General features: G+C 52.4%; 19 protein-coding genes. 3 read left to right on the top strand and 16 right to left on the bottom strand.

The window, feature by feature from the left end; all coding sequences use genetic code 11:
• Positions 1-24: 24 nt before the first annotated feature.
• The 8 genes from helD to BMY11_RS10140 form a co-directional block, all read right to left on the bottom strand.
• The gene (gene helD, locus BMY11_RS10175; protein WP_090574751.1) at positions 25-2,454 is read right to left on the bottom strand and encodes an RNA polymerase recycling motor HelD; all 2,430 of its coding nucleotides are present in this window, start codon (positions 2,452-2,454) and stop codon (positions 25-27) included.
• A 283-nt stretch (positions 2,455-2,737) separates the two neighbouring features.
• Positions 2,738-3,433 (bottom strand): PspA/IM30 family protein, encoded by a 696-nt coding sequence (locus BMY11_RS10170; RefSeq protein WP_090574748.1) that lies wholly within the window; start codon positions 3,431-3,433, stop codon positions 2,738-2,740.
• A 1-nt stretch (position 3,434) separates the two neighbouring features.
• The gene (locus BMY11_RS10165; protein ID WP_090574745.1) at positions 3,435-3,920 is read right to left on the bottom strand and encodes a hypothetical protein; all 486 of its coding nucleotides are present in this window, start codon (positions 3,918-3,920) and stop codon (positions 3,435-3,437) included.
• Positions 3,921-4,061: 141 nt separating this feature from the next.
• A complete protein-coding gene (locus tag BMY11_RS10160) occupies positions 4,062-5,372 on the bottom strand; it encodes a sensor histidine kinase (RefSeq protein ID WP_090574742.1) in 1,311 nt (436 codons plus the stop codon).
• Complete coding sequence (locus BMY11_RS10155; protein ID WP_090574740.1) at positions 5,356-6,039, bottom strand: response regulator transcription factor; 684 nt, start codon at positions 6,037-6,039, stop codon at positions 5,356-5,358. The genes BMY11_RS10160 and BMY11_RS10155 overlap by 17 nt, the downstream gene beginning before the upstream one ends.
• A gap of 142 nt (positions 6,040-6,181) precedes the next feature.
• Positions 6,182-7,438, bottom strand: a complete 1,257-nt coding sequence (locus BMY11_RS10150) for an MFS transporter (protein WP_090574735.1) — start codon at positions 7,436-7,438, stop codon at positions 6,182-6,184.
• A 21-nt stretch (positions 7,439-7,459) separates the two neighbouring features.
• The gene (locus BMY11_RS10145) at positions 7,460-7,939 is read right to left on the bottom strand and encodes a MarR family winged helix-turn-helix transcriptional regulator (RefSeq protein ID WP_256217394.1); all 480 of its coding nucleotides are present in this window, start codon (positions 7,937-7,939) and stop codon (positions 7,460-7,462) included.
• Positions 7,940-8,070: 131 nt separating this feature from the next.
• Positions 8,071-9,261: a YhgE/Pip domain-containing protein gene (locus tag BMY11_RS10140; protein WP_090574732.1), complete on the bottom strand. Its 1,191-nt coding sequence runs from the start codon at positions 9,259-9,261 to the stop codon at positions 8,071-8,073.
• A 190-nt stretch (positions 9,262-9,451) separates the two neighbouring features.
• On the opposite strand from BMY11_RS10140, the gene BMY11_RS10135 reads away from it, so the two are divergent.
• Positions 9,452-10,051: a TetR/AcrR family transcriptional regulator gene (locus tag BMY11_RS10135; protein ID WP_090574730.1), complete on the top strand. Its 600-nt coding sequence runs from the start codon at positions 9,452-9,454 to the stop codon at positions 10,049-10,051.
• Between the two features lie 19 nt (positions 10,052-10,070).
• On the opposite strand, the gene BMY11_RS10130 is transcribed toward BMY11_RS10135, so the two are convergent.
• Positions 10,071-11,039 (bottom strand): quinone oxidoreductase family protein, encoded by a 969-nt coding sequence (locus BMY11_RS10130; protein ID WP_218150174.1) that lies wholly within the window; start codon positions 11,037-11,039, stop codon positions 10,071-10,073.
• Positions 11,040-11,174: 135 nt separating this feature from the next.
• Here BMY11_RS10130 and BMY11_RS10125 point away from each other — a divergent pair, with 135 nt between their 5' ends.
• Positions 11,175-11,624, top strand: coding sequence for a MarR family winged helix-turn-helix transcriptional regulator (locus BMY11_RS10125; protein ID WP_218150173.1), 450 nt, complete (start codon positions 11,175-11,177; stop codon positions 11,622-11,624).
• A 141-nt stretch (positions 11,625-11,765) separates the two neighbouring features.
• Entirely contained in the window at positions 11,766-12,446 is a 681-nt protein-coding gene (locus BMY11_RS10120; protein WP_090574724.1) for a cupin domain-containing protein, read from the top strand.
• A gap of 58 nt (positions 12,447-12,504) precedes the next feature.
• Here BMY11_RS10120 and BMY11_RS10115 read toward each other — a convergent pair whose 3' ends face one another.
• The 7 genes from BMY11_RS10115 to BMY11_RS10085 form a co-directional block, all read right to left on the bottom strand.
• Complete coding sequence (locus tag BMY11_RS10115; RefSeq protein ID WP_090574721.1) at positions 12,505-12,864, bottom strand: group I truncated hemoglobin; 360 nt, start codon at positions 12,862-12,864, stop codon at positions 12,505-12,507.
• 93 nt (positions 12,865-12,957) lie between these two features.
• Complete coding sequence (locus BMY11_RS10110; RefSeq protein ID WP_256217393.1) at positions 12,958-14,511, bottom strand: ABC transporter substrate-binding protein; 1,554 nt, start codon at positions 14,509-14,511, stop codon at positions 12,958-12,960.
• Positions 14,512-14,517: 6 nt separating this feature from the next.
• Positions 14,518-15,279 carry a response regulator transcription factor gene (locus BMY11_RS10105; protein ID WP_090574719.1) on the bottom strand — a complete coding sequence of 254 codons (762 nt, stop codon included), beginning with the start codon at positions 15,277-15,279 and terminating at the stop codon, positions 14,518-14,520.
• A 1-nt stretch (position 15,280) separates the two neighbouring features.
• Positions 15,281-17,014 (bottom strand): sensor histidine kinase, encoded by a 1,734-nt coding sequence (locus BMY11_RS10100; RefSeq protein ID WP_090574716.1) that lies wholly within the window; start codon positions 17,012-17,014, stop codon positions 15,281-15,283.
• A gap of 151 nt (positions 17,015-17,165) precedes the next feature.
• Complete coding sequence (locus BMY11_RS10095) at positions 17,166-18,686, bottom strand: ABC transporter substrate-binding protein (protein ID WP_090574713.1); 1,521 nt, start codon at positions 18,684-18,686, stop codon at positions 17,166-17,168.
• A gap of 88 nt (positions 18,687-18,774) precedes the next feature.
• Positions 18,775-19,710 carry a carbohydrate ABC transporter permease gene (locus BMY11_RS10090; protein WP_090574711.1) on the bottom strand — a complete coding sequence of 312 codons (936 nt, stop codon included), beginning with the start codon at positions 19,708-19,710 and terminating at the stop codon, positions 18,775-18,777.
• 14 nt (positions 19,711-19,724) lie between these two features.
• The gene (locus tag BMY11_RS10085; RefSeq protein WP_090574707.1) at positions 19,725-20,669 is read right to left on the bottom strand and encodes an ABC transporter permease; all 945 of its coding nucleotides are present in this window, start codon (positions 20,667-20,669) and stop codon (positions 19,725-19,727) included.
• Positions 20,670-20,706 lie beyond the last annotated feature (37 nt).

Raw genomic sequence — 20,706 nt, 5'->3', positions numbered from 1 at the left:
TTTTTAAATAATAAGCCGCTGCTCTTATCCCTCATAAAGTGACGTATCGAGCTGCTGTATATATGGCGCTACATTTCCTACCGTATATAACCGCAATCGGTGCATCGCTCGGGTACAGACCGTATAGAAGAGCTTGCGCTCGCTCTCCCTGCTGTAGGTCTGGGCTGAAGCGTCGTAGACCAGTACCGCATCGAACTCGACGCCCTTCGCGAGATACGCCGGAATGACTGCCACGCCCTTCTCGAAGGTGAGCGTCTCCTTCGTGATGAGACGCAGCGCTTCTCCGCCATTCTCCGTGAGCTCGTCATACGCAACACGAGCCTCAGCTGCCGTCTTCGTAATGACGGCAATAGAGTCGAAGCCTTCGGCTCGAAGCGCCTCTACGTCGCTGGCGATATGCCCCGCCCGCTCCTCGCTGCTGCCGAGCCGTACGAGCTGCGGCTTACCACCAAGCCGCTCGAACGGTACAATGTCCGCGCCATCCGGCAGCATCGCCTTGGTAAACTCCACGATCTCCTTCGTGGAGCGGTAGCTGCGAACGAGACGTATTAGCCTCGTTTCGTCAGGGCCATAGATACGGGCAAGCGGCGAATCCGCCTCGTGCAGAATCGTCGATTGCACGAAGATTGCCTGGCCGAAGTCGCCAAGCACCGTCATGCGCGCGCGCGGAAACAGCCGCTTCAAGAAAGCATATTGGAACGGCGAGTAATCCTGTCCTTCATCGACGAAGACATGCCGCACGTCTGTATTCATCCGCACGCCTTCCACCAGCTCCTTGAGATACAGGTATGGCGTCGCATCTTCATAGAGCAGCTCGGAGCCGCTTAGCTTCGCTCTCGTCTGCGCACAGATTTCCGCCCACTTCTCCGGCACCTCGGACTCGCCGGTCATCTCTAGATACTGAGCTTCCTCACCAAACAACTGCCCGTATAATTGAACAAAATCAATGAACTTGAACCGTCTCACGTCACGACGCAGCGGTTCAAAGCTCTCCTTCACAATCATTCGGCGGAGAAGCTCCTCTTCCTGATCGGCAAAATCAAACACATCTCCTTCACCCTGCTCGGTACCCTGGAAATCGCCATACTGATCGATATACGACTGCGTAAAATCAAACACCGCTTCATCGCGCTCGTATTTTTTCAGCACCGCTTTATGGACCTCTTCATATTGCTCGTTGTCGAGGTAATCGAGCTCATCCTGCACCCACTCGGCCTTCCGCTCCTTACGCTCAATTGAAGTCAGCTGCAGCAGCAGCCATTCCCGTAACAGCAAGGCGCGATTCGCAAGCCGAATCGTGCTGTCATAGCTATAGAACTGCTCAGCCATCTGAGGTGCCGTGATCACTTCGCGGTCTCTGAACCAGATCCCGCTAAATAGCATGCCCTTCTTGCAGAGCCTTTCCGCATACTGCTGCAAAGCATGAAGGAAAATCTCCGACGCCTTGTACCGAATGCCCTGCAGTCTCGCTTCATTAGCCGAATCGTCGTCAACAGCTGCGGACAGTACATATTCAATCTGATCAAATGGGTCTTCCAGCTGCATCTGTGATCCGAGCCAGTACGCCAGATACTCTTGGAAGGTCGTCTGCTGCATATTCTCCTCACCCAGCTCAGGGAGCACCGTTGAGACATAGCTGTTAAACATCGGGTTCGGCGAGAACAGGACGATCTGGTCCGCCCGCAGCCGGTCGCGATGCTTATAGAGCAAGTAAGCTGCCCGCTGCAAAGCCGCTGACGTCTTGCCGCTGCCGGCCGCGCCTTGCACGATAAGCATCCAGCTCTTATCGTCGCGAATAATCGCGTTCTGTTCCTTCTGAATCGTTGCGACGATACTCTTCATCTGCGCGTCCGCGCCTTTGCCGAGCGCCTGCTGCAGCAGCTCATCGCCGATGGTGACGCTCGTGTCGAACACGCTGCGCAGCTCGCCGCTTTTTATCTGATACTGCCGTTTCAGCAGCATCGTTCCGTCGATCTGCCCGCCGGGCGTCGCATAAGCGGCTGATCCTGGGGAATGATCGTAATACATGCTTGCAATCGGCGTACGCCAGTCGTATACGAGGAAGCTCAGCCCATCCTCTTCGACAAGCGAGGATACGCCGATATAGATTTGCTCGCTTCCGCTAGCACCCTTCTCTTCATAATCTATGCGCCCAAAGTAAGGCGCCGGCAGCATGCGCTTCATATTGTTCCACCGCTGAAGCCGCTGCTTGTGGCTCCGTTCCCGTTCAGAAAGCAGCGCCTCCTGCTGCCTGATGCTGTATAACGTTTCTTCGAAATCGTCAAAGGTGCTCGTGTTGACCGTTACATCTTCCCAGAACTTTTTGGCAAAGTCCGTCACCTGATTGCGCAGCCCCGACACCTCTGGCGCAAGCTCCGCGATCTTCGTCTGCAGCGTCTCTGTTACCTGCTTCAACCGCGCCTGCTCCTGCTTCCAATCGTTCTCGCTTATCATTCTCGGACACGCTCCTTCATAAGTTTTGGCAACCCGCCGCAATACCAGTTGACAGCGGGCGAACTATCATGGTAATATTAGATTATAGATAAGATGTTCTTACTCTGTCTTCTTAAAATAATACACATGACAGGTTTTCCTAGCATACCATACGACAGCTTGATTTGTAAATCATTTATAAACATAACAAAACCGGCAGAATCTGCCGGTTTTTCTTATTGTTATCGCATATTAGACGCTTGCATGAAGCTTATGCCGTCTGCGTGGTCACCATGCTACGCAATTATTCTGCTGCCTGCTGTTGCTCCTGCTCCAATGCCGCTGCTGGCTGTTTCATTTCTGCCAGTGATGCTTCGATCTCCGCTGTCAGCGTCGGATCGAGATACTGCGGCGCGGAACGTTTAGCTGGCGAGTTGAAATGATTCATTGCCTCCAGCTCCGCCTCAATCATCAGCACCTTCTCCTCTGCACGAGCGAATCCTTTGACGATGCCGTCCGTCTGAAACGAAACGACACTCTGGTTCAGCTCCTTCAGGGAGCTTGCCACATTAACCCGGGATTCGAGCAGCAGCCGGCGATGATTGTACTCCTCCGATTGCACCAGCAGCTGGGCGATGCGCTCCTCCAGCACCTTCGTTTGTTCCTGAATCGTTACGTATTGCTCGCGGTAGACTGCAAGCTTCTTCTCCTGCAGCAGCTTCTCCTGCAGCGCCAGCTTCGCAATCTGGTCCTCGCCCTGATCCACCGCAAGCCTCGCTTGGCGGTCCCGCTTCTCTACTGCCGTCTCGGCATTCCCAATCAGCACTGCTTGTCGCTTCTCAATAAACAGCTGATGCGCCAGCGCCCGCTGCCCCTTCTCCAGCTCAACACTAAATTCCCGCATATATTGATTCACCATATTGAGCGGCTTCTCGCACTTATCGATCAGCCCGTTCGTTTCGGCTAGAAATACATCTTTGACACGTTTGAAGATACCCATATTACTTCGACTCCTTTGATTGATTTTGCTGCATTTCCCATTGGTCCAGGAAGTCCGATGCGCTTGGAATGCCTGCAAGCACATTCACACTATCCGCTCTTCTCGACCGTTTGCTTCGCTTGCTCAGCCAGAAGATTAGTAATCCGGCAATCAGAATCGCTCCGCCTACCGCTACGCCAAAGCCATGCTCATGCTCGTGATCCCGACCAAAGCGCATGTTGCCGCCCTCTTTGAGGAATGGCGCTGACGGCGGTACTGGCACAGATGCATCATCACCGCGTAGTGCCGGCACAGACACGCCCTCGCCGCCTCTGATCTCAACCTTCATGTCACCCGCAGGTTTGCCATGAAACTCCTGACTAACCCTCACAACTTTCGTTATATCACGCCCGTGCTCACCATCCGCCAAACTTAAACCGGCTCCGACAGCTACGATAATGATGGATACTAGCAGCGCTTTTTTCACCCAAGGTCTAATGCGTCTCACGCTTTAATCATCCTTTCACAACAGTGATCTTGTCTCAACAGTACCTACTATATCGAGCAACGGTAAAAGTACGGTAAAGGGTTATAAAAAAAATCCCTTCCTCTTCATCTTCCAAAGAGAAAGGGCATCTCGCCAGCAATGCTATACGGGAAACTCGATCGAGAATGTGCTTCCTTTGCCAGGCGCACTCTCGAGAACAACGGAGGCCCGGTGGGCGATAGCGATTTGCTTCGCAATCGCGAGTCCAAGTCCCGCGCTTCCTTCCTCGCGAGAGCGATGCTTCTCAACCCGGTAGAACCGGTCGAAGATACGCGGCTGATCCGCTTCGGCAATGCCGATACCGCTATCGCGGACAATAATCCGCCACTGCCTCGGATTAGGGTCAAGCCCTACGTCGACCTTGCCTTCTTCAGGCGTGTACTTGATCGCATTATCTAGCAAAATATAGACCAGTTGCTTCAGCTTCTCTGGATCGCCTTTCACGGTCAACGTGTCCGGTAGCATCGTCCTCAGCTTAATCGCTTTCTTCTGAGCAACACCTTCGAAGGCAAGCACCCACTGGCGCAGCTTCGGCACGATGTCGAAAGTGCCCATCTCGAATTCAACCGAGCCTACGTCGGACCGGGCAAGCAGCAGCAGATGCTGCACCATGCGGCTCATCCGGCCGATCTCTTCTTTCATATCCGAGACGACTTCCTTCGAATACGGTGTAATGGCGTCCCCATTCTCCAGCTCGATAACATCGAGGGAGGTGTTCATAATGCTTAGCGGCGTCCTCAGCTCATGTGAAGCATCGGCCAGAAATTGCTGCTGCTGCCTGAACGTTTGCTGAATAGGAATCATCGCTTTTTTGGACATCGAGGAGCTAAGCTTTATGGCTACAAGAACGAAAATAATAAGAATAAAGATGAACACAAGGAGCAGTGTACGGAGAATATCCCAGTAGTAAGTGACATCCTTTGCCGCATAGATCGTAGCCGGCCCATTCGCCGTCATAATCGGATGCGCACCTATGAAGAGCAGCCGATCCGGCGAAATAAGCGTAAGTGCTCCGTCCCTCTTATGTAGCTCAGGCTGCCAGCGTAACCGAAACTTGTCTTCATTCGGCCGCCAGTCACTAAACTTCTCCAGGGTGAACTCGCTCAGCTGCGGGATGGCATCACTTTGCGCAAGTACTTTACCTTGATTGTCCAGCACATAGAAGAAGTACAAATCACCGCTCTGGCTATTCTCCAAATCTGGAATGACAACGCGGCCGTCCTCGGTCGCATACATGGTCGTGCTGAGCGAATTGCTCTGCTCCTGGTACGTCATAATGATGAAGAAGACCGATACAATGATCGAGAATAACGCCAGAAACAGAATGATGAGCCACGTATAGGTGAGGGTGAGCTTCCTCTGTGTGTATTGGAATAAGTCGCGTTTCTTCCCTCTTTTAAGCGTCCATTTCAAACCGGTAGCCTACCCCCCTGATGCTGTGAATGACCGGTTCCGCACCGGATTCATCGAGCTTGTCCCGGAGCATCTTCACGGTAACATCGACATTTTTGTAGGAGACATCACTGCCGAGCCCCCAGATGCGATCGAGAATCGCCTCTCTCGTCAGCACATTGCCGGTGTTCTGCAGGAAGAAATCAAGCAGCTGGTATTCCCTTGGGCTGAGCGGGATCTCTGCGCCGTCTCTATATAGCTGGTGCGAGGCACGATTGAGCCTGAACCGCCTTCCGAACGTCACAATATCCGACTGCCTCGGGGCGAAATTCCGCCGTGCCAGCACCCGAAGACGAGCAAGCAGCTCATCCATCTCGAAAGGCTTCGTCAAATAGTCGTCGGCTCCTGCATCGAGACCGAAGATTTTGTCCTGCAGCGAGTCCTTGGCGGTCAACAGGACGATGGCTTGTCCATAATGGTCGCCCCGCAGCCGCTTGCAAACATCGACGCCATCCATTAGCGGCATCATCCAGTCTAGGATGAGCACATCATAAGCCGACGCAAGGGCATAATCCAGTGCATCCTCGCCGTTCTCCACCCAATCGACGTGATAGCCGCCCTTCTTCTCCAGCATATATTTCACAAGCTTACCTAGCTTCTTATCATCTTCCGCCAGCAAAATGTTCACGTCTAACGCTCCCCCGCCGCTACATTCGAAATAATAGGTTAGTATACCAAACAAACGGTAAAAGTACGGTAAAAAAATAACCCCTATCCGCAGGATTCGCGAATAGGGATGCAGTAGCGGGGAAACTTGGCTTACGATTGGCTTACGACTCCAGTGCCGTTTGCTTCACGCGGCGGCGGTTCGTAGTCAGCGCCACTTGTAGCACAATCAATACGACGAACAGTGCCATACAGCCTGCGGAGTAGCGGTACATGACCGAATAATTCGACGCGGCGGATATTGCGCCGAGGAGAATCGCGCCTGTCGCGACGCCGAAGTCCGTCGAGTTGTAGAACATGCTGTTCACCGTGCCGTATTGCTCCGGCGCGGAGGAGCGCAGCATCCATGCTTGAATCGTCGGCTGAATAGCGCCGAAGCCAAGGCCGTACAGCAGCGCCGATAGAATCAGCATCGGCATCGCATGGGTGCCGGAGAGCAGCAGCATACTTGCTGTGACGCATAGGCCGGCGGGAACGAGCACCGCCATATGGCCTTTGCGATCGAAGATGCGGCCGGAGAATGGCCGAACCAGGATGATAGTAACGGCGTTGAACAGGAAGAACAAGCCTACCTGTTCAATATGCACATAATCGCCGAACAAGGCGAGAAAACTAAGCAGACCGCTGTAGGTAATAGACAACAGCGTGTTCAGCAGCACGGGGAAGATCAGCTTGCGGTTGAAGCCAGTTTTGACCGGTGCAGCCGTATTTCGCGTTGCCTGTTGTTGCTGCTGAGCCGATGGTGCGGCTGGTGCTGGTGCTGCGTCGCTGTGCTTCGAGCGAGACAGCCACAGCACCGGGAAGATCAGCACCGATGCAATAAGTCCGAGCATCGTGAGCTCCATGAAGCCTGTATGCTTCATGACGTTCAGCCCGATCGACGGGCCGATGGACATGGCAAGGCTCGTCGATAAGCCGAAATAGCCGATCCCCTCGCCCATCCGGCGAACCGGGATGATGCGGGAGACGAGCGTCGGCAATATCGTGCTCGCCATGCCGAAGCCGATCCCGTAGGTAATCCGCAGCACGAGCAGCGCGCCGAATGATCCGGCTGTCGTATATAGCCCTGTTGCTGCCGCTGCGATAAGCAACCCGATAATGAGCAGCGCCATGCGGGATACGCGCCGCATGAGAGCAGCTGTCGCGAACCGCGAGGCAATGGCAGCGAGCGCGAATACGGAGGTAACGAGACTGACCTGCACGTTACCTGCGTCGAACTCCCCTTTTACATAAGCTGGAAAGGAAGACAGCAGCATTTGCAAGCCGAGAAAGAGAAGAAAGAAGCTTGCCGAGAGCGCGATAAATGGTCTTGTCCATAGAACTGCTGGTTGTTGTTGCTCTTGCTGTTGCTCTTGCTTCATGATTCACCTCTCCAATGGTCTTTATTCATGACCTTGCCCGCCTGTGCTGCCGCCAAAATTGGCGGTTATATGGTGCTGAACGCGCATCAACAGCTCAAGCAGCGTGTCATATTCTTGATCCGATAAGCAGCTCTTCACATCTGCTGTCACCGTCTCTTCAATCGGTGTCGTCTCACGAATGAGCACTTTGCCCGCTTCCGTGCTGTAGACGAGGAATGCTCTGCGATCCTGCTCGCCCGGCTTCTTATAGATGAGGCCCTTCTTCTCCAGATGGTCGAGAATACGGGTCGTCGAAGGCTTGTCCTTGCTCGTCCGCTCCGCGATTTCTTTCTGGATGAGCCCTTGCGCCCGATCAATCTGATTCAGCGCCGACCATTGCTCCGGGGTAATGCCATATGGCGCAAGCCGTTGCTGGAACTGTGCCGCGACTTTGCGGTAGGTTGTACCAAGCGCAAAGCCAACCGGAATTTGATTCATATGGTTCTCATTATCCATCGTCATCGCAATAAAACCTCTCATCTTTAAATAGTTGTTTAGACAACTATATGACAGACAACCGATTCTGTCAACGTTCTGAACATGGCAAAAACCCTGCCCTCCAACATCCGGGAGAACAGGGTCTTATTTATATTTTATGCCGATTCGGTATTCGTTAAGACTTTCGCTTTCACTTTCGCCTTGCGGAAGCTAGAAGCCAGCTTAACAACCAGACTAGCAGCCGCGATGCACCATAGCAGCGTCATATTCGAGGACGACGAAACCGATACGTCGGCAAAATACATCGAATTTCTCAGCTCTCCCGCCACGAATCGGAATGGAGTCCAGACATACAGCCAATCATGCGTCGTCTTCGGCAGAAACTCCGGTGCAATATTGACTACAGGCAGCGAGAAGAACATGAGCAGGATGAGTACCGGCATTGCAGGTAGGCCAAGCCAGCTAAGCAGCGCAGATTGAAGCAGGAAGAATGCTGCGCCTCCGAGCATAAGTACCAACCACGTTCCGGTTGCATCCGCGAGCGACATGCCATACCACACTTTGGACATCCACACGAGGTAGCCCGACGCCAATCCGACGAATACAAGACCAGTAGCGGCCCCAGTCAGCAGTACACCGAAGCGGCGACCGCCGGATGCCTGCGCCTTCTGTGAAGCGAGCATTAGAATAATGCTGACCACAAGGCTGCCAATCCACATAATTTGCGTCAGCATGCCAGGGGCGTTACCACTCGCATTGTTGGTGCCGATCGGATGGACCGTCTGCTCTTCGATTTGGAAAGGAACGAGCAGTGCTCTGGCCATGCCCAAGGAAATTACATTCACATCAGAGCGCTGGCTCACCATACCAAGCACCTGCTGCGACATCTCGCTGCTGATTCCTCGCTCGATTTGGCTGAGCATCTGCTTCACCGCGGTGGATGCTTGCACGCTCATGCCCTCATTGGCGACAATGCGGACCGTTGCCGGCTTCGGTTTATCCGACATTAGCGAAACCACACCAGCACTCAGGTCGGCTGGCAGCACGAATGCGCCATAGTACTCCTGCTCATCAAGTCCTTGCTGTGCCTCGGCTTCCGTTGCAACAACATGCCACGCAATGGGCAGACCAGCATTGGCGAGCAGCTTCTCTTTCACCATGTCTCCCACGTTCAGCGAGCTTCCGTTAGGCAGCGATACCGCCTTATCCTCTACAACGAGAGCAACAGGCAACTCCTTCGGCTTCGCTCCGAGTACCGACCCCATCATTGCCACTCCGAACACGGCTAATACGATGAAGACGGCGAGCAAGCCGATCCATACTGTTTTTTGCTTGAATAATGCCATATGTCATTTCCCCTTTGCTTATCACTATAATGGACATTGTGTTGATTATCGTTCGCTATGTTTATTATAATGAGTTCATATGGGAATTCAATCGTCAATATGCCGCTGGAATGTCAACTAATCAGCATATGCATAACGAGTTGTTCATTAATGTGAAAATTTAGTTGGCGAATGGAGGTTGTTTCCGCGCGTGACAGATAAAATGGACCGCAGACAAGCGAAGACCAAGCAGGCGCTGCGCAAGGCGCTTATGGATCTTATTGAGGAGAACGGCATAGAGGGACTGACCGTTACGGATATATCCGCGCGGGCGGATGTCAATCGGGGAACCTTCTACCTGCATTATCGGGATGCGCAGGACATGCTGAGCCAGATCAAGAGCGAAATTCTCGAAGCGGTTGATCAGCTCATGCAGCAGGTTGATATCTATGAATTGCGGCAGTTTGCCGTAAAGGAGGAGCCGTATCCGGCGATGCTGCGTATGATTGAAGAATTAGCCCGCAACGGCGATTTTCTGAAGATCATTCTCGGACCGAAGGGCGACCCTGCATTCGCGATCAGCCTAAAGGCTATGATTACAAAGCATATTTGGGGCAAAATGTTAAACCGCCAAGCGATTAAGGAGCTTCTGGTGCCTGCGGAATATTTGCTCGCATATACCACATCAGCGAATTTCGGCATCTTGACGCACTGGATCGAGTCCGGCATGAAGCAAACGCCCACGGAAGTGGCCCACATCATGATGCGGATCCACTACCACGGGCCTGTGCATGTGCTTAATCTGGATTAATTCGATTACAGCTTCCCCCTTACGGGACAAACACAATCCGACGACTTGAATCAGCTAATGTAGCCTGCCAGGCCGTCTCCACCTCGGAAAGCGGCAACGAAGTCGCATTCACACGAATGCTACCAGCGGCAATCGCCTCCATGAGCGCTGGGAATTCAGCTAGATACCCCGCTGCCGTGACCGAGCCTTGACCACTGCCGAGCAGCTGGAAGTTGGCAGATCTGAGCGCAGCAGAAGGAATCGCGGCTGTCTGGCCAGCAACGGAACCGATCTGGATCCAGGTGAGCGCCTGGCTCCGGTCGGACCGCTTCGTTAGCAATGGAACCATCGCGAGTTCGGCCGGCTTCCCCCATAAATAGTCGAGCACGATATCAACCTCTGATGCTACCTCGCCCAGTCTCTCGGCGGCGGCCTCCGGATCGCCCGCAAGCGATACGATCTTATCCGCCCCAAGCGCAGGCAGCGATTCAAGCCTTGCTTGGTCCCGCCCAGCGCCGATGACCTCGCTTGCGCCAAGCAGCTTTGCAATCTGGACCGCCATCTGTCCAGAGTTGCCGGTCGCACCAAGCACAAGCACCTTCTGCCCAGGCTGGATTTGCACCCTGCGCCGAAGCGAGACCCATGCCGACAGCGCCGGATTCATCCCAGCCGCGATCAGAATAGGGTCTGCCCCTGCGGGCAACGGCACGCTGCGGCGGACATCAATGACTGTGCGCTCTGCGAATGTACCGAGCGGCGTGTCCGGGGCAACGAAGTAGACGAGCTGCCCGCCCGGCAGCCGCCCTACACCGTCAATACCAGGAATAAGCGGCAATTCATCTGTGCTCGTATAGTGGGAACCGTTGGCCTGTGCACGCACGCGCATATGCAGGCCAGCTGCCAGAACTTCGCCTACCACTTCATGCTTCCCAGTGGGCTGCGGAATGTCGATCGCTTCATACTTCGGTGCTGTATCGAAAGAACGTACTACTGCTGCTTGAATCATCATAAGTCAAACCTCCATTATGTTTTCCTTGTTATTATTTAGTTTGTTATACAAACCAATATAGTTTGTATCGCATACTATGTCAATAGCTGTTGTGTTATAATGGGGGAAAATTATTGTTGCTCGGAGTGAATGCTAATGAACCCTACCTCTTCTCATTCGCAGGAAGACTTATCTATAGTCGACAGTCTGGCGCAGCTGTCGTTCCTTGTCCACGGCATTCTTGGCCGGGTTGGCGCAGAGGCTGACCTGTCGATTATCCAAATCCGTCTGCTCGGCATACTGCGCGACCGAGAGCCGAGCATGCAGCAGCTCGCCCAGCATCTGGCGCTCGACAAATCGAGCATCACCGGCCTAATCGATCGTGCAGCTAAACGCGGTCTTGTCGAGCGTATTCCATCGCCGACCGACAAGCGCGGCTTCCTTGTCCGCGTCACGGACGCCGGTCGGAAGCTGATTGACGGTGGAGGCGATGAGATCATACGCCAGCTGAACGCTGCTGTCACGGCTGCAGGACTATCCAATGCGGAGCAGGCACAATTCGCTGCACTCGCGACCCGAATTATCGGAGCGAATAATACGCTGTAACTATGCAACAATTCGAAGAAGAGCCGCCCTGCTGCTGGGCGGCTCTTCTCTTTTTCTAGACAAATACACCGAACCGGGACCGCGCACATAAACTGCCTATATCTAGGCTCAAACTAAACTGGAATGAGGCGAAAGCAGAGAATGTCCGCTTATATCGATTACACGTCACCTTCTGTGCAGTACACGTTTGACGTGAATAAGAGCCCGTTATTCAAGAAGGATGCCAATAACTTTATAAACGTGCTTGGCGTGCAGCAGCTGAACTCGCTCGAGAATTCGTCGCTCCTCGACATTTATCTCAGCGCGGGCAACGTGGTCGAACCGCATTATCATCAGAACGCTGCCGAGTTGGTCTATTGTATTTCTGGTGCAGCAACGGTATCCATGCTGAATCCGTTCACGAAACAGCTGCTTAACTTCCCCATCACCCCTGGGCAAGTCGCGAATATTCCACAAGGCTGGTGGCATTATGAGATCGCGACAGCGGATCACACGCATCTGCTGGCAATCTTCGATGCCCCTCAGCCTGAGGTAATATTAGGCTCCGACATTCTGAAATTTACGCCTGCCAACGTCATGTCCCATACCTACTGCATTAACGAGGAGACGTGGAAGAAGGCGGTTGAGCCGGTGAAGCCGTCCACCTATATCGGACCTTACACCGACTGTAACAGTCCTAAAGTTAACCTTGCCGGGCAGCAAGATATGCATCATCCATATCCGCAGCAACAGCAGCAGGCGGTGCCTTACCATCATCAATATCAGCAGTATCAGCAATATCCGTACCACCCACAGCAACGAAACTATTGGGGTTATTACTAGGTTCTTGCGTCACTGAGTATGACAAAAGGCCATCCTCATCGGATGGCCCTCGCTCTTTTTACTTATGCAGAATATCATCTTTCAAAGCAGCAACATGCGTCAAAACCTGATCAATATCTGATTCACTTACACCAAAATGTGCAAGCGCATCATGCAGGTGTTTGGCAATCGCATTAAAGTGCTCATCCTGCAAATTCATGCCTGCATGCGCCTTCGCCATCGACTGCCCGGTATATTGATTGGGACCCCCTAATGCGAAACTGATGAATTTCGTTTGATGCTTGCGCTGCTTCTCCATGTCCGTGTTCTTGAAGAAATGATTGACCGTATTATCGGCGAGAACTAGCTCATAGAAGTAATCGACCACCTTGCCGATCGTATCTTCCCCGCCGAACTTATCGTAAAGAGCCTGGTTCATATGCAGCCCCTCCTTCCCATCATGTTTCTTTAGCGTCGCATGTTAGGTTATCCGGTCACATATATTTCCATACCAGTTACTTCCTATTTCTCGTCAGCTTGGATGAGCCGCCCGCCAGGCGTCGAGCTGCTTCTGTACTTCCGCCCGCACCTCGTTAATGCCCGCCTGCCTAAGCTCCTCATTGAACTTCGGCAGCTCCGTATCTACATCCACACTGCCTGTCATCAGGCTCGGAAAATATTTCTCCCACACCATCTGGATGTTCTGTATCTGCGCAGACATTATGGACAACTCCGGCGTAAAGCCTACGGTGCTCGAATTAACAGCCTCCTTGTTGCCTGCGCGGAACTGGTCCCACTTGTCGAGCGGATCAGGGAACTCGCCGCCCATCGTCTTCAGAATGAACCAGTTTCCTTGCGTGTACTGTACGCTGCTATAAGTGGGCGGAGCATCCGGAATGGGCTTGCCGTCCTTGTCTTTAGGAGGCTTCGGCACGACTTGACCGTTGCTGTCGAGCGTATAGTGCACGCCTTCAATGCCAAAGTTGAACAGGTTGCGTACTTCCGGGTCGGTGTTCAGCAGATTAAGAAACTTGACGCTCTCGACCGGATGCTTCGTATCCGCACTCACTGCCATCACCCCGCCGCGGACGGACTCCGTCGTAATGAGCGCGGGAGTGACTGGATTCGCGACCAGCTTGTAGCCGCGGTCCTTGCTCCAGCTGTTATCCGACAGCGGTCCGCCGCCTGCCGCTTTCCAGAAGACGAGCTCGCCCCGCTTCAACCCTTGGCTATCGCGCAAAGCCGCATCCTCATTGATGTAGCCCTTGACATAGTAGCGCCGAAGGATATCGAGCACCTTCCGAGCTTCTTCCGTTTCAAAGATGTTCACGACAGGCGACTTCGGATCGAGCGCCCGAATCATAAGCGGTAGATATTTCTCCGACACATACTGATAGCCGTCTATGGCGAAGAAGTTCTGAGAGTCCTTATCCAGTTCCATCGGCTGATAAGCTGGCTCCTTCTCCTTGATCATTTGGAGTAGCGGCTCAAGCGAAGCGAGCGTCTTATACTTTTTGATATCAACCTTGTACTTCTTCACTAGCGCATCCGGGTACATCCACTGATCACGCACGGCAAATTCCTTGTTGGTTGGCACACCGTAGATGCCGCCATCATCCAGCTGCACGCCCTTCCAGAAGATCGGGTCGATAGCGTCATACATCCCCTTGCCGATATTGGGCAAGTAATCGTTCAGCTTCAGCCATGCCCCTCGCTGCGCGAACGTAGCATACTCCGGCGCAAAAGCGATATCAAAAGGTGTCCCCGCCGACACCAGCGTATTCAGCCGGTCCTCATACTCCTGCCAGCCCACTTTGATATACGTGATGGTTACGCCGATCTTCTCCGCCAGCACCTCGTTGATCTTCTCATTGACCAGCTTCAAATCCTTGTCGGGATCGCCGATTGTGTAGTAGATCAAATTCACCGTATTGCCGGTCGGCGCAGCCGTCTCACCACTGCCGGTTGAGGAGAAGCAGCCTGTAAGCGGCAGTATCAACATCGCTGCAAGTATGAAGCAAATTGCGGAACGTCTTATGCTCTGCCTTGGCCGAATCCATAGCCGTAGCCGTTGATGTTGTAGCATTACAAGCTATTCCTTTCTCCGCAAGTCCGAGGGTGATTTGTCGAAGTACGCATGGAAATGGGAATAGAAGTAGTTCAGGTTCGGATAGCCGACGGAAAGCGCTACACTGACGATTTTCTCATCGGTCGACTGAATCCGTTCCTTGGCACGCTGCATCCGGTAAGCCATCAGATACTCCGAGAACTTCATCTGCGTCTCCTTGAGAAACAGCTGTCCCAAGTAGGTGCCGTTCATGCGGAACCGTTCTGCAACCGATTTCAAATTGATGTTTTGAGCATACTCCGCCTTGACCATGAGCAGGATGCGATTCGTCAGCTTGGACAGGCTATCATAACGCACGCCGAGCACCGGGTCCTTGTCCAGGTCATCCCGCTCTGCACCTTCCACCGTTCCGTGCAAATCCTCGACGATGATTTTCTCCACGATACTCTGCAGCTTTGAGCGGTCCACAGGCTTGAGAAGATAATCCTTCGCGCCGCAGCGGAGCGCCTCCAGCGCATACTGAAATTCGCCATAGCCACTCATAATAATATAGTTCGATTGAAGGCGAAGCTCATTGAGCTTATGAATGGCGTCATAGCCGCGCTGCTTGCCAATGCATACGTCGAAGATGGCGAGATCCGGCATAAATTCCACCGCCTTCGTAATTGCACCTTCGTATGATTCACTCGTCTCTATACGGTCAAAGCCGTATTTTGCCCAATCCAGCGTTCGTTTCATGCCCTCCAAAATTTGCGGCTCATCATCTACAATTAGCAGCTTATACATCTCAAGCAGCCTCCTTTGGCAGGATTACGGTAATTTTGATGCCAGCTTCTTCGTTGTTATCGATATGCATGTGGAAGCCTTCCCCATAGAAGAAGTGAAGGCGGGTATACACGTTTCGCAGCCCAATGCTGTCTGTTGTGGCATCGTCGCCTCTAGCTAGATTGTTCCTAATCTCAGCCAAGCGCTCTTCGGAAATCCAGTTGCCGTTATCCACGATTTCGAGCACGAAATGCTCCTCTTCCTCCCAGCCGTTCACGACAAGCAGATTGAACTCGTTCGCCTGGTTGAAGCCATGAATGAAGAAGTTTTCTGCCAGCGGCTGCATCCAGAACTTCACCGTAGGCAGTGTGAGCAAGGCTTCGTCTACGTTGTACTGATAATAGAACCGGTCCGGATATTTGAATTCCATAATTTTTAAGTACTTTTGGAGCAAGCCCAGCTCGCTGCCAAGTGGAATGATATTCTCGTATTTTACAATATCGCGGTACAGCCCGCCTAATGTTGCAATCGCATCGGATGTACCTTCATCGTGGCTGCCAAGCGCAAACGACCTGATCACTTCAAGCGTATTATACAAAAAATGCGGATTAATCTGGTGCTGAAGCGCCTTCATCTCCGTCTCCTGCTGCTTCAGCTTCAGCAGATAGTTCGTACGAATATGCTTGTCGAGCTGATGAATCATATCGTCCAGTTCCCTGGCAATCATGCCGTATTCGTTCCTCCGGTAGCGAGCCGGATTGATAGGTGCGAAGTCCGCAGTCTTGGCGCGGCCGATGGAATTAATAATGCGCCGCAGGAAATTCGCGTCCTCACGCAGATTGTATACGATGAGCAGCAGAACGCTAATCATCGCAGCCAGCACGATAAGGAATACGATGAGCAGCACGCTTGCTTTCTGGCGGACAAGCGCTGCCATATCTATCATACTGACGAACTTGTAATCGAACTGGGTGGATTGAAAAGTGACAAAATACGCACGATCCAGAAGTCCAGTCCGTAGGAAGCCGTGGTCGCGTTCATCCGCCGCCGCTCGACTAATCAGCTCCTCCGCCTTGCCATCACTGCCGGCAATCAGATACACCTCGCCGGATGGAGTAACGGCGCCAGCATTGCTTAGCCGGTAATTCTGCAGCGTCTTGAAGATGCGCTCACTGCTGACCAGAAATCGGAACTCGCCTAGTTGGCGAGAGATTTGCTTCGGGTCCGACAGCTTCTTGCGATAGAAGAAGCCTTCCCCAATTGTCTCTCGAAATACCGTACTCGCATTGGGCAGATTGAATAGAAACTTCGTATTCCCGTTGGTGTCGAACTGCACCACATTGCCCTTGAAGCTGGTATGCAGGCTTACCTGCGTAATATCGCCATGTCCGCCATTGCTCAGGAAGGACTTCAGATCCTCGGGAAACGAGAGAAGCGGCCGGTTATAGTGGCTGTCATGAAGCCTGCTCGTCAAATACCCTTCTGCACTGTTTCCGAGGAAATACTGAACATCCGCGATTAGCCCGCTATTCGAATAGACCCGCTGCATGAATGCTTCTATCCGTTCGGAATCGTTCTGAAGCGTATTCTCCACCCTTGTGAACGCGCCGCTTGCCTCGTTCCGGGAATTCTGCACCCATTGGTCAAGCAGCACCGCACAGGTGATCGCTCCGAGCGCGAGGCCGATACATACGACAAACACCATGTAGGCAATGAATTTACCGCGATATATTTTGATTTGAAGAAAGGAAGACATGCGGTTTCTCCTTTGCGATAGGTGTTATGTCTAGCTCTGCTTAGGGCCCTGTTCTCACCATATACCCGAGCTGCTCGTGAAATCAATCCAGCAATTTGTGTCAGAAAACCCGAACGGCCATCCGTTCGGGTTTTCTCTTGCCACTATATGCTTATTTGAAATAGTTGTCGATCTGCTCTTGAGCAGCTGTCATGATTGTATCCAATCCGGCAGCTTTCAGCTCGGACAAGATCTTCGGAACCGTTTTCTCTGGATCGGAAGCGCCTGTCATCAGCTCATAGCGGTACTTGTCCCACACTGCTTTGGTGTTAGCCACTTCTGTGCCCAGCTTGCTAATATCAAGCGCAAAGCCAAGGTTTGTGGAGGAGGTTGCTTGGTCGTTCAGCTTACGTACTTGATCCCATTGATCAACTGGCGCGCCTTTTGTAACCGCCAGGTCGAAGAATGTACCTTGCGTATATGCAGCCAGCGGCCAAGTATCCGACGTACGCTCGATTACTTTCTCTCCGTCTACACTGTTGTAGTCTGCGCCTAGCTCACCGAAAGCAAGCATATTACGCAGCTTCGGATCTGTATTCACTAATTGCAAGTATTTCAAAGCTTCATTTTTATACTTGGAGTTCGCGGAGATCGCATTCAAGGAGCCTTGGATGGTGCTCGTTGTGTAGATCGGTCCGAAGATTGGGAACATGTCGTACTTCGCTACGCCTTCATTGATCTGCCAGCTCGCTTCTGCACCTGGGAATGCTTGAGCTGCGAAGAATGGACGCGCTTTGTCTGCTTCTGTCTTGGTCGGTGCATCCGGATTAATAATGCCGTCTTGGTACCATTTATGCAGCAGCTTCAGGTCATTCATAACGTCTGGGTTCTCAAGAACAGAGACCACTTTACGAGAAGCATCATCAACTTTAACGCCGATTGGCGGCAGACCCAGCGTCATATCGTCATAGCCGTTGAAGAAGCCGTTAAAGCCATCGCCCTGCGTAAGAGGCATCGGATAGAAGCTCTTGCCCTCGCCTGCTTTCATATCGTGCAGCGGCTTGTCCAGGTCCGCAAGTGTCTTGATGCTCGCGGTGTCGATCTTGTACTTCTGTACATACGTGTCGTCGAACACCCAGTATTGCGACAACGAAGAGTCCTTGTACGTTGGCACGGAGTAGATTTTGCCGCCGACCTTCGTTCCATCCCATACCTTCTGCGGAATGAGCTTATAGAGATCAGGCGATTCACTCTGAACCAGATCCGTAATATCGGCAAAAGCACCCATGTTCACTTGCTGATTATACTTTCCGTTATTCGTAAACATAATGTCGAACGGTTCGCCAGTGTTCACGATGGTGTTGATCTTCGTGTCCCAGTCGCCCCAGCTTGCTACCTTAATGTCGATCTTCACGCCGATCTTCTCGGCTGTGTATTCATTCATTGCAGCGATAGCCTTGTCGAAGTTCGCAGGCGTTTGTCCGCCGATCGTCCACCACACCAGTGTAGGCACTTCGCCCGAATCCGCTGGCTTGTTCGCGTTCGAGCCTGTGTTCGTGCCCGCCGCCACGTTCGTTGTTGCCGCGTTATTCGAGGTGTTCGAATTGTTCGAGCTCGAGCCGCAGCCCGCAAGTGCTGTTGTCAGGAGTGCTGCTGTGCTAAGTACAAGCAGGTGTTTCATTGTCTTTTTCATCTACAAGAACCTCCCCATAATGACTACCTAATTTATCATAAACCGGGCTTTGACCCAGGCTTATTAACCTTGAACTAGCCTGTAACCTTTAACCTTTAACAGCACCAACCGTCAGACCGGATATAAAATATTTCTGGAAGAACGGGTAGGCCGCAGCTACAGGAACCACAATGACGATTGCTACAGCCATACGTGCGGATTCCTTCGGCATTGTCGCGACCAGCGTTGCATAGCTGATGCCCATGGTCGATGCATTTTTAGCCAGTGCATCCACATTGCTCATCAAGCTGTTTAGAAGCGCCTGCAACGAGTACAAGTCCTGATTGTTGATGTACAGCATGGATTGGAACCAATCGTTCCAATACGAGAAGCACAGGAACAGGCCGATGGTCGCAATGAGCGGTAAGGAAATGGGCAAAATAATGTTGAAGAAAATTCTGAACTGGCTCGCTCCGTCAATTTCCGCAGACTCGATTAATCCATCCGGAATCGTGCTTCTGAAGAACGTCTTGCAAATAATAACGTTGAAGGACGAGACGGCCAGCGGCAGAATGAGCGCCCACACCGTATCTTTAAGCCCCAGCAGATTCGAGTTGATGTAATAGCTGGACACCAAGCCCCCGTTGAACACCATTGGAATGAACACGATCCATGTCAGCAGCCCTTTTAACTTATAGTTGGGTCTGGAAATGACATAGCCCATTGAAGTGGTAAGCAGGATGCCGAGCACGGTGCCGACTACGGTCACGAGTACGGAAACGCCGAGCGCCCGCGAGATCATCGTGCCTTGCTCCGCGATATAGTGATACGCCTCTCCCGATAATGCCGTCGGGATGATGTGGTACCCGGTATGACGGATCGAGTCCTCGCTGGACAGTGATACCGACAACACCACAAGGACAGGCACCAGGCAGACTATCGCTAGCAGTATAAAAACAGTATGGAATGCAACGTTGGTCGCATTGCTGACCCGGTTAAACTTATCAAGACCAGACTCATAATTCGCTCTAGCTTTCGTTGACATATTGTTAGCTCCCCCTACATCATCGCGCTGTCTGGATCAACACGGCGTACGACCCAGTTGGCGATTAGAATGGTCGCACATCCGAGCACGGATTGTACGAAAGCGGAAGCAGAGGCCATGCCGACCGTAGCGGTCTTGAGCTGCTTGTAGACGAGCACGTCGACGGTCGTCGTTACGTTAAACAGCGAGTTGGAATCCCGCGGCACTTGGAAGAACAGCCCGAAGTCGGTGTAGAAAATACGGCCGACCGACAGGATGAACATCATGACGATAACCATCTTCATGAGCGGCAGTGTAATGAACTTCGTCTGCTGCCACTTCGATGCGCCATCAATGACAGCAGCCTCGTAATACGTGCTATCGATACCCGTAATCGTTGCCAAGTAGACAACCATACCGTAGCCGAGACCCTTCCACAGATTCATAAACACGAGGAAGTACGGCCAGTATTTCGCTTCCATGTACCAGTTGACCGGATCTTTGCCGAGATCAGCTAGAAACTGATTGGCGATCCCTTTATCGAAGCTGAGAAACGCCCAAATGACCGCAGATACAACGACCCAGGATAAGAAGTAAGGCAGGAACATCATCGTTTGATACACTTTGCCGGCTCTGCGGCTGTGCAATTGTCCGACCATCAGCGCTAAGGCGACAGGCACCACAATGCCGAGTACAATAAACACCAAGTTGTAGCCCAGTGTGTTGCGGATGACGACCCAGGCGTCGTTCGACTTGAACAGAAACTCGAAGTTCTTGAAGCCGGACCATTCGCTGTGGATGATGTTGCTTAAGAAGCCTCCGTATATTTTGAAATCCTTGAAGGCAATAATGACGCCGAACATCGGCAAGAAACAGAATAGGATATACCAGACTGTCGTCGGCAGAGCCAGCAATGTCAGCTCGGTATCCTGTGTACGCCAGCGCGTTCGCAAGCGTTTACGCTCGCTCTTTGTGTCCATGTTAGCCACTCCTTTCATGTGTACGCGCTTACAGGTA

It is taken from the genome of Paenibacillus sp. OV219 (assembly GCF_900110075.1).
GTDB lineage: Bacteria > Bacillota > Bacilli > Paenibacillales > Paenibacillaceae > Paenibacillus_Z.
The sequence above is the reverse complement of the archived record's forward strand: the minus strand, read 5'-3'. Positions and strand labels throughout refer to the sequence as shown.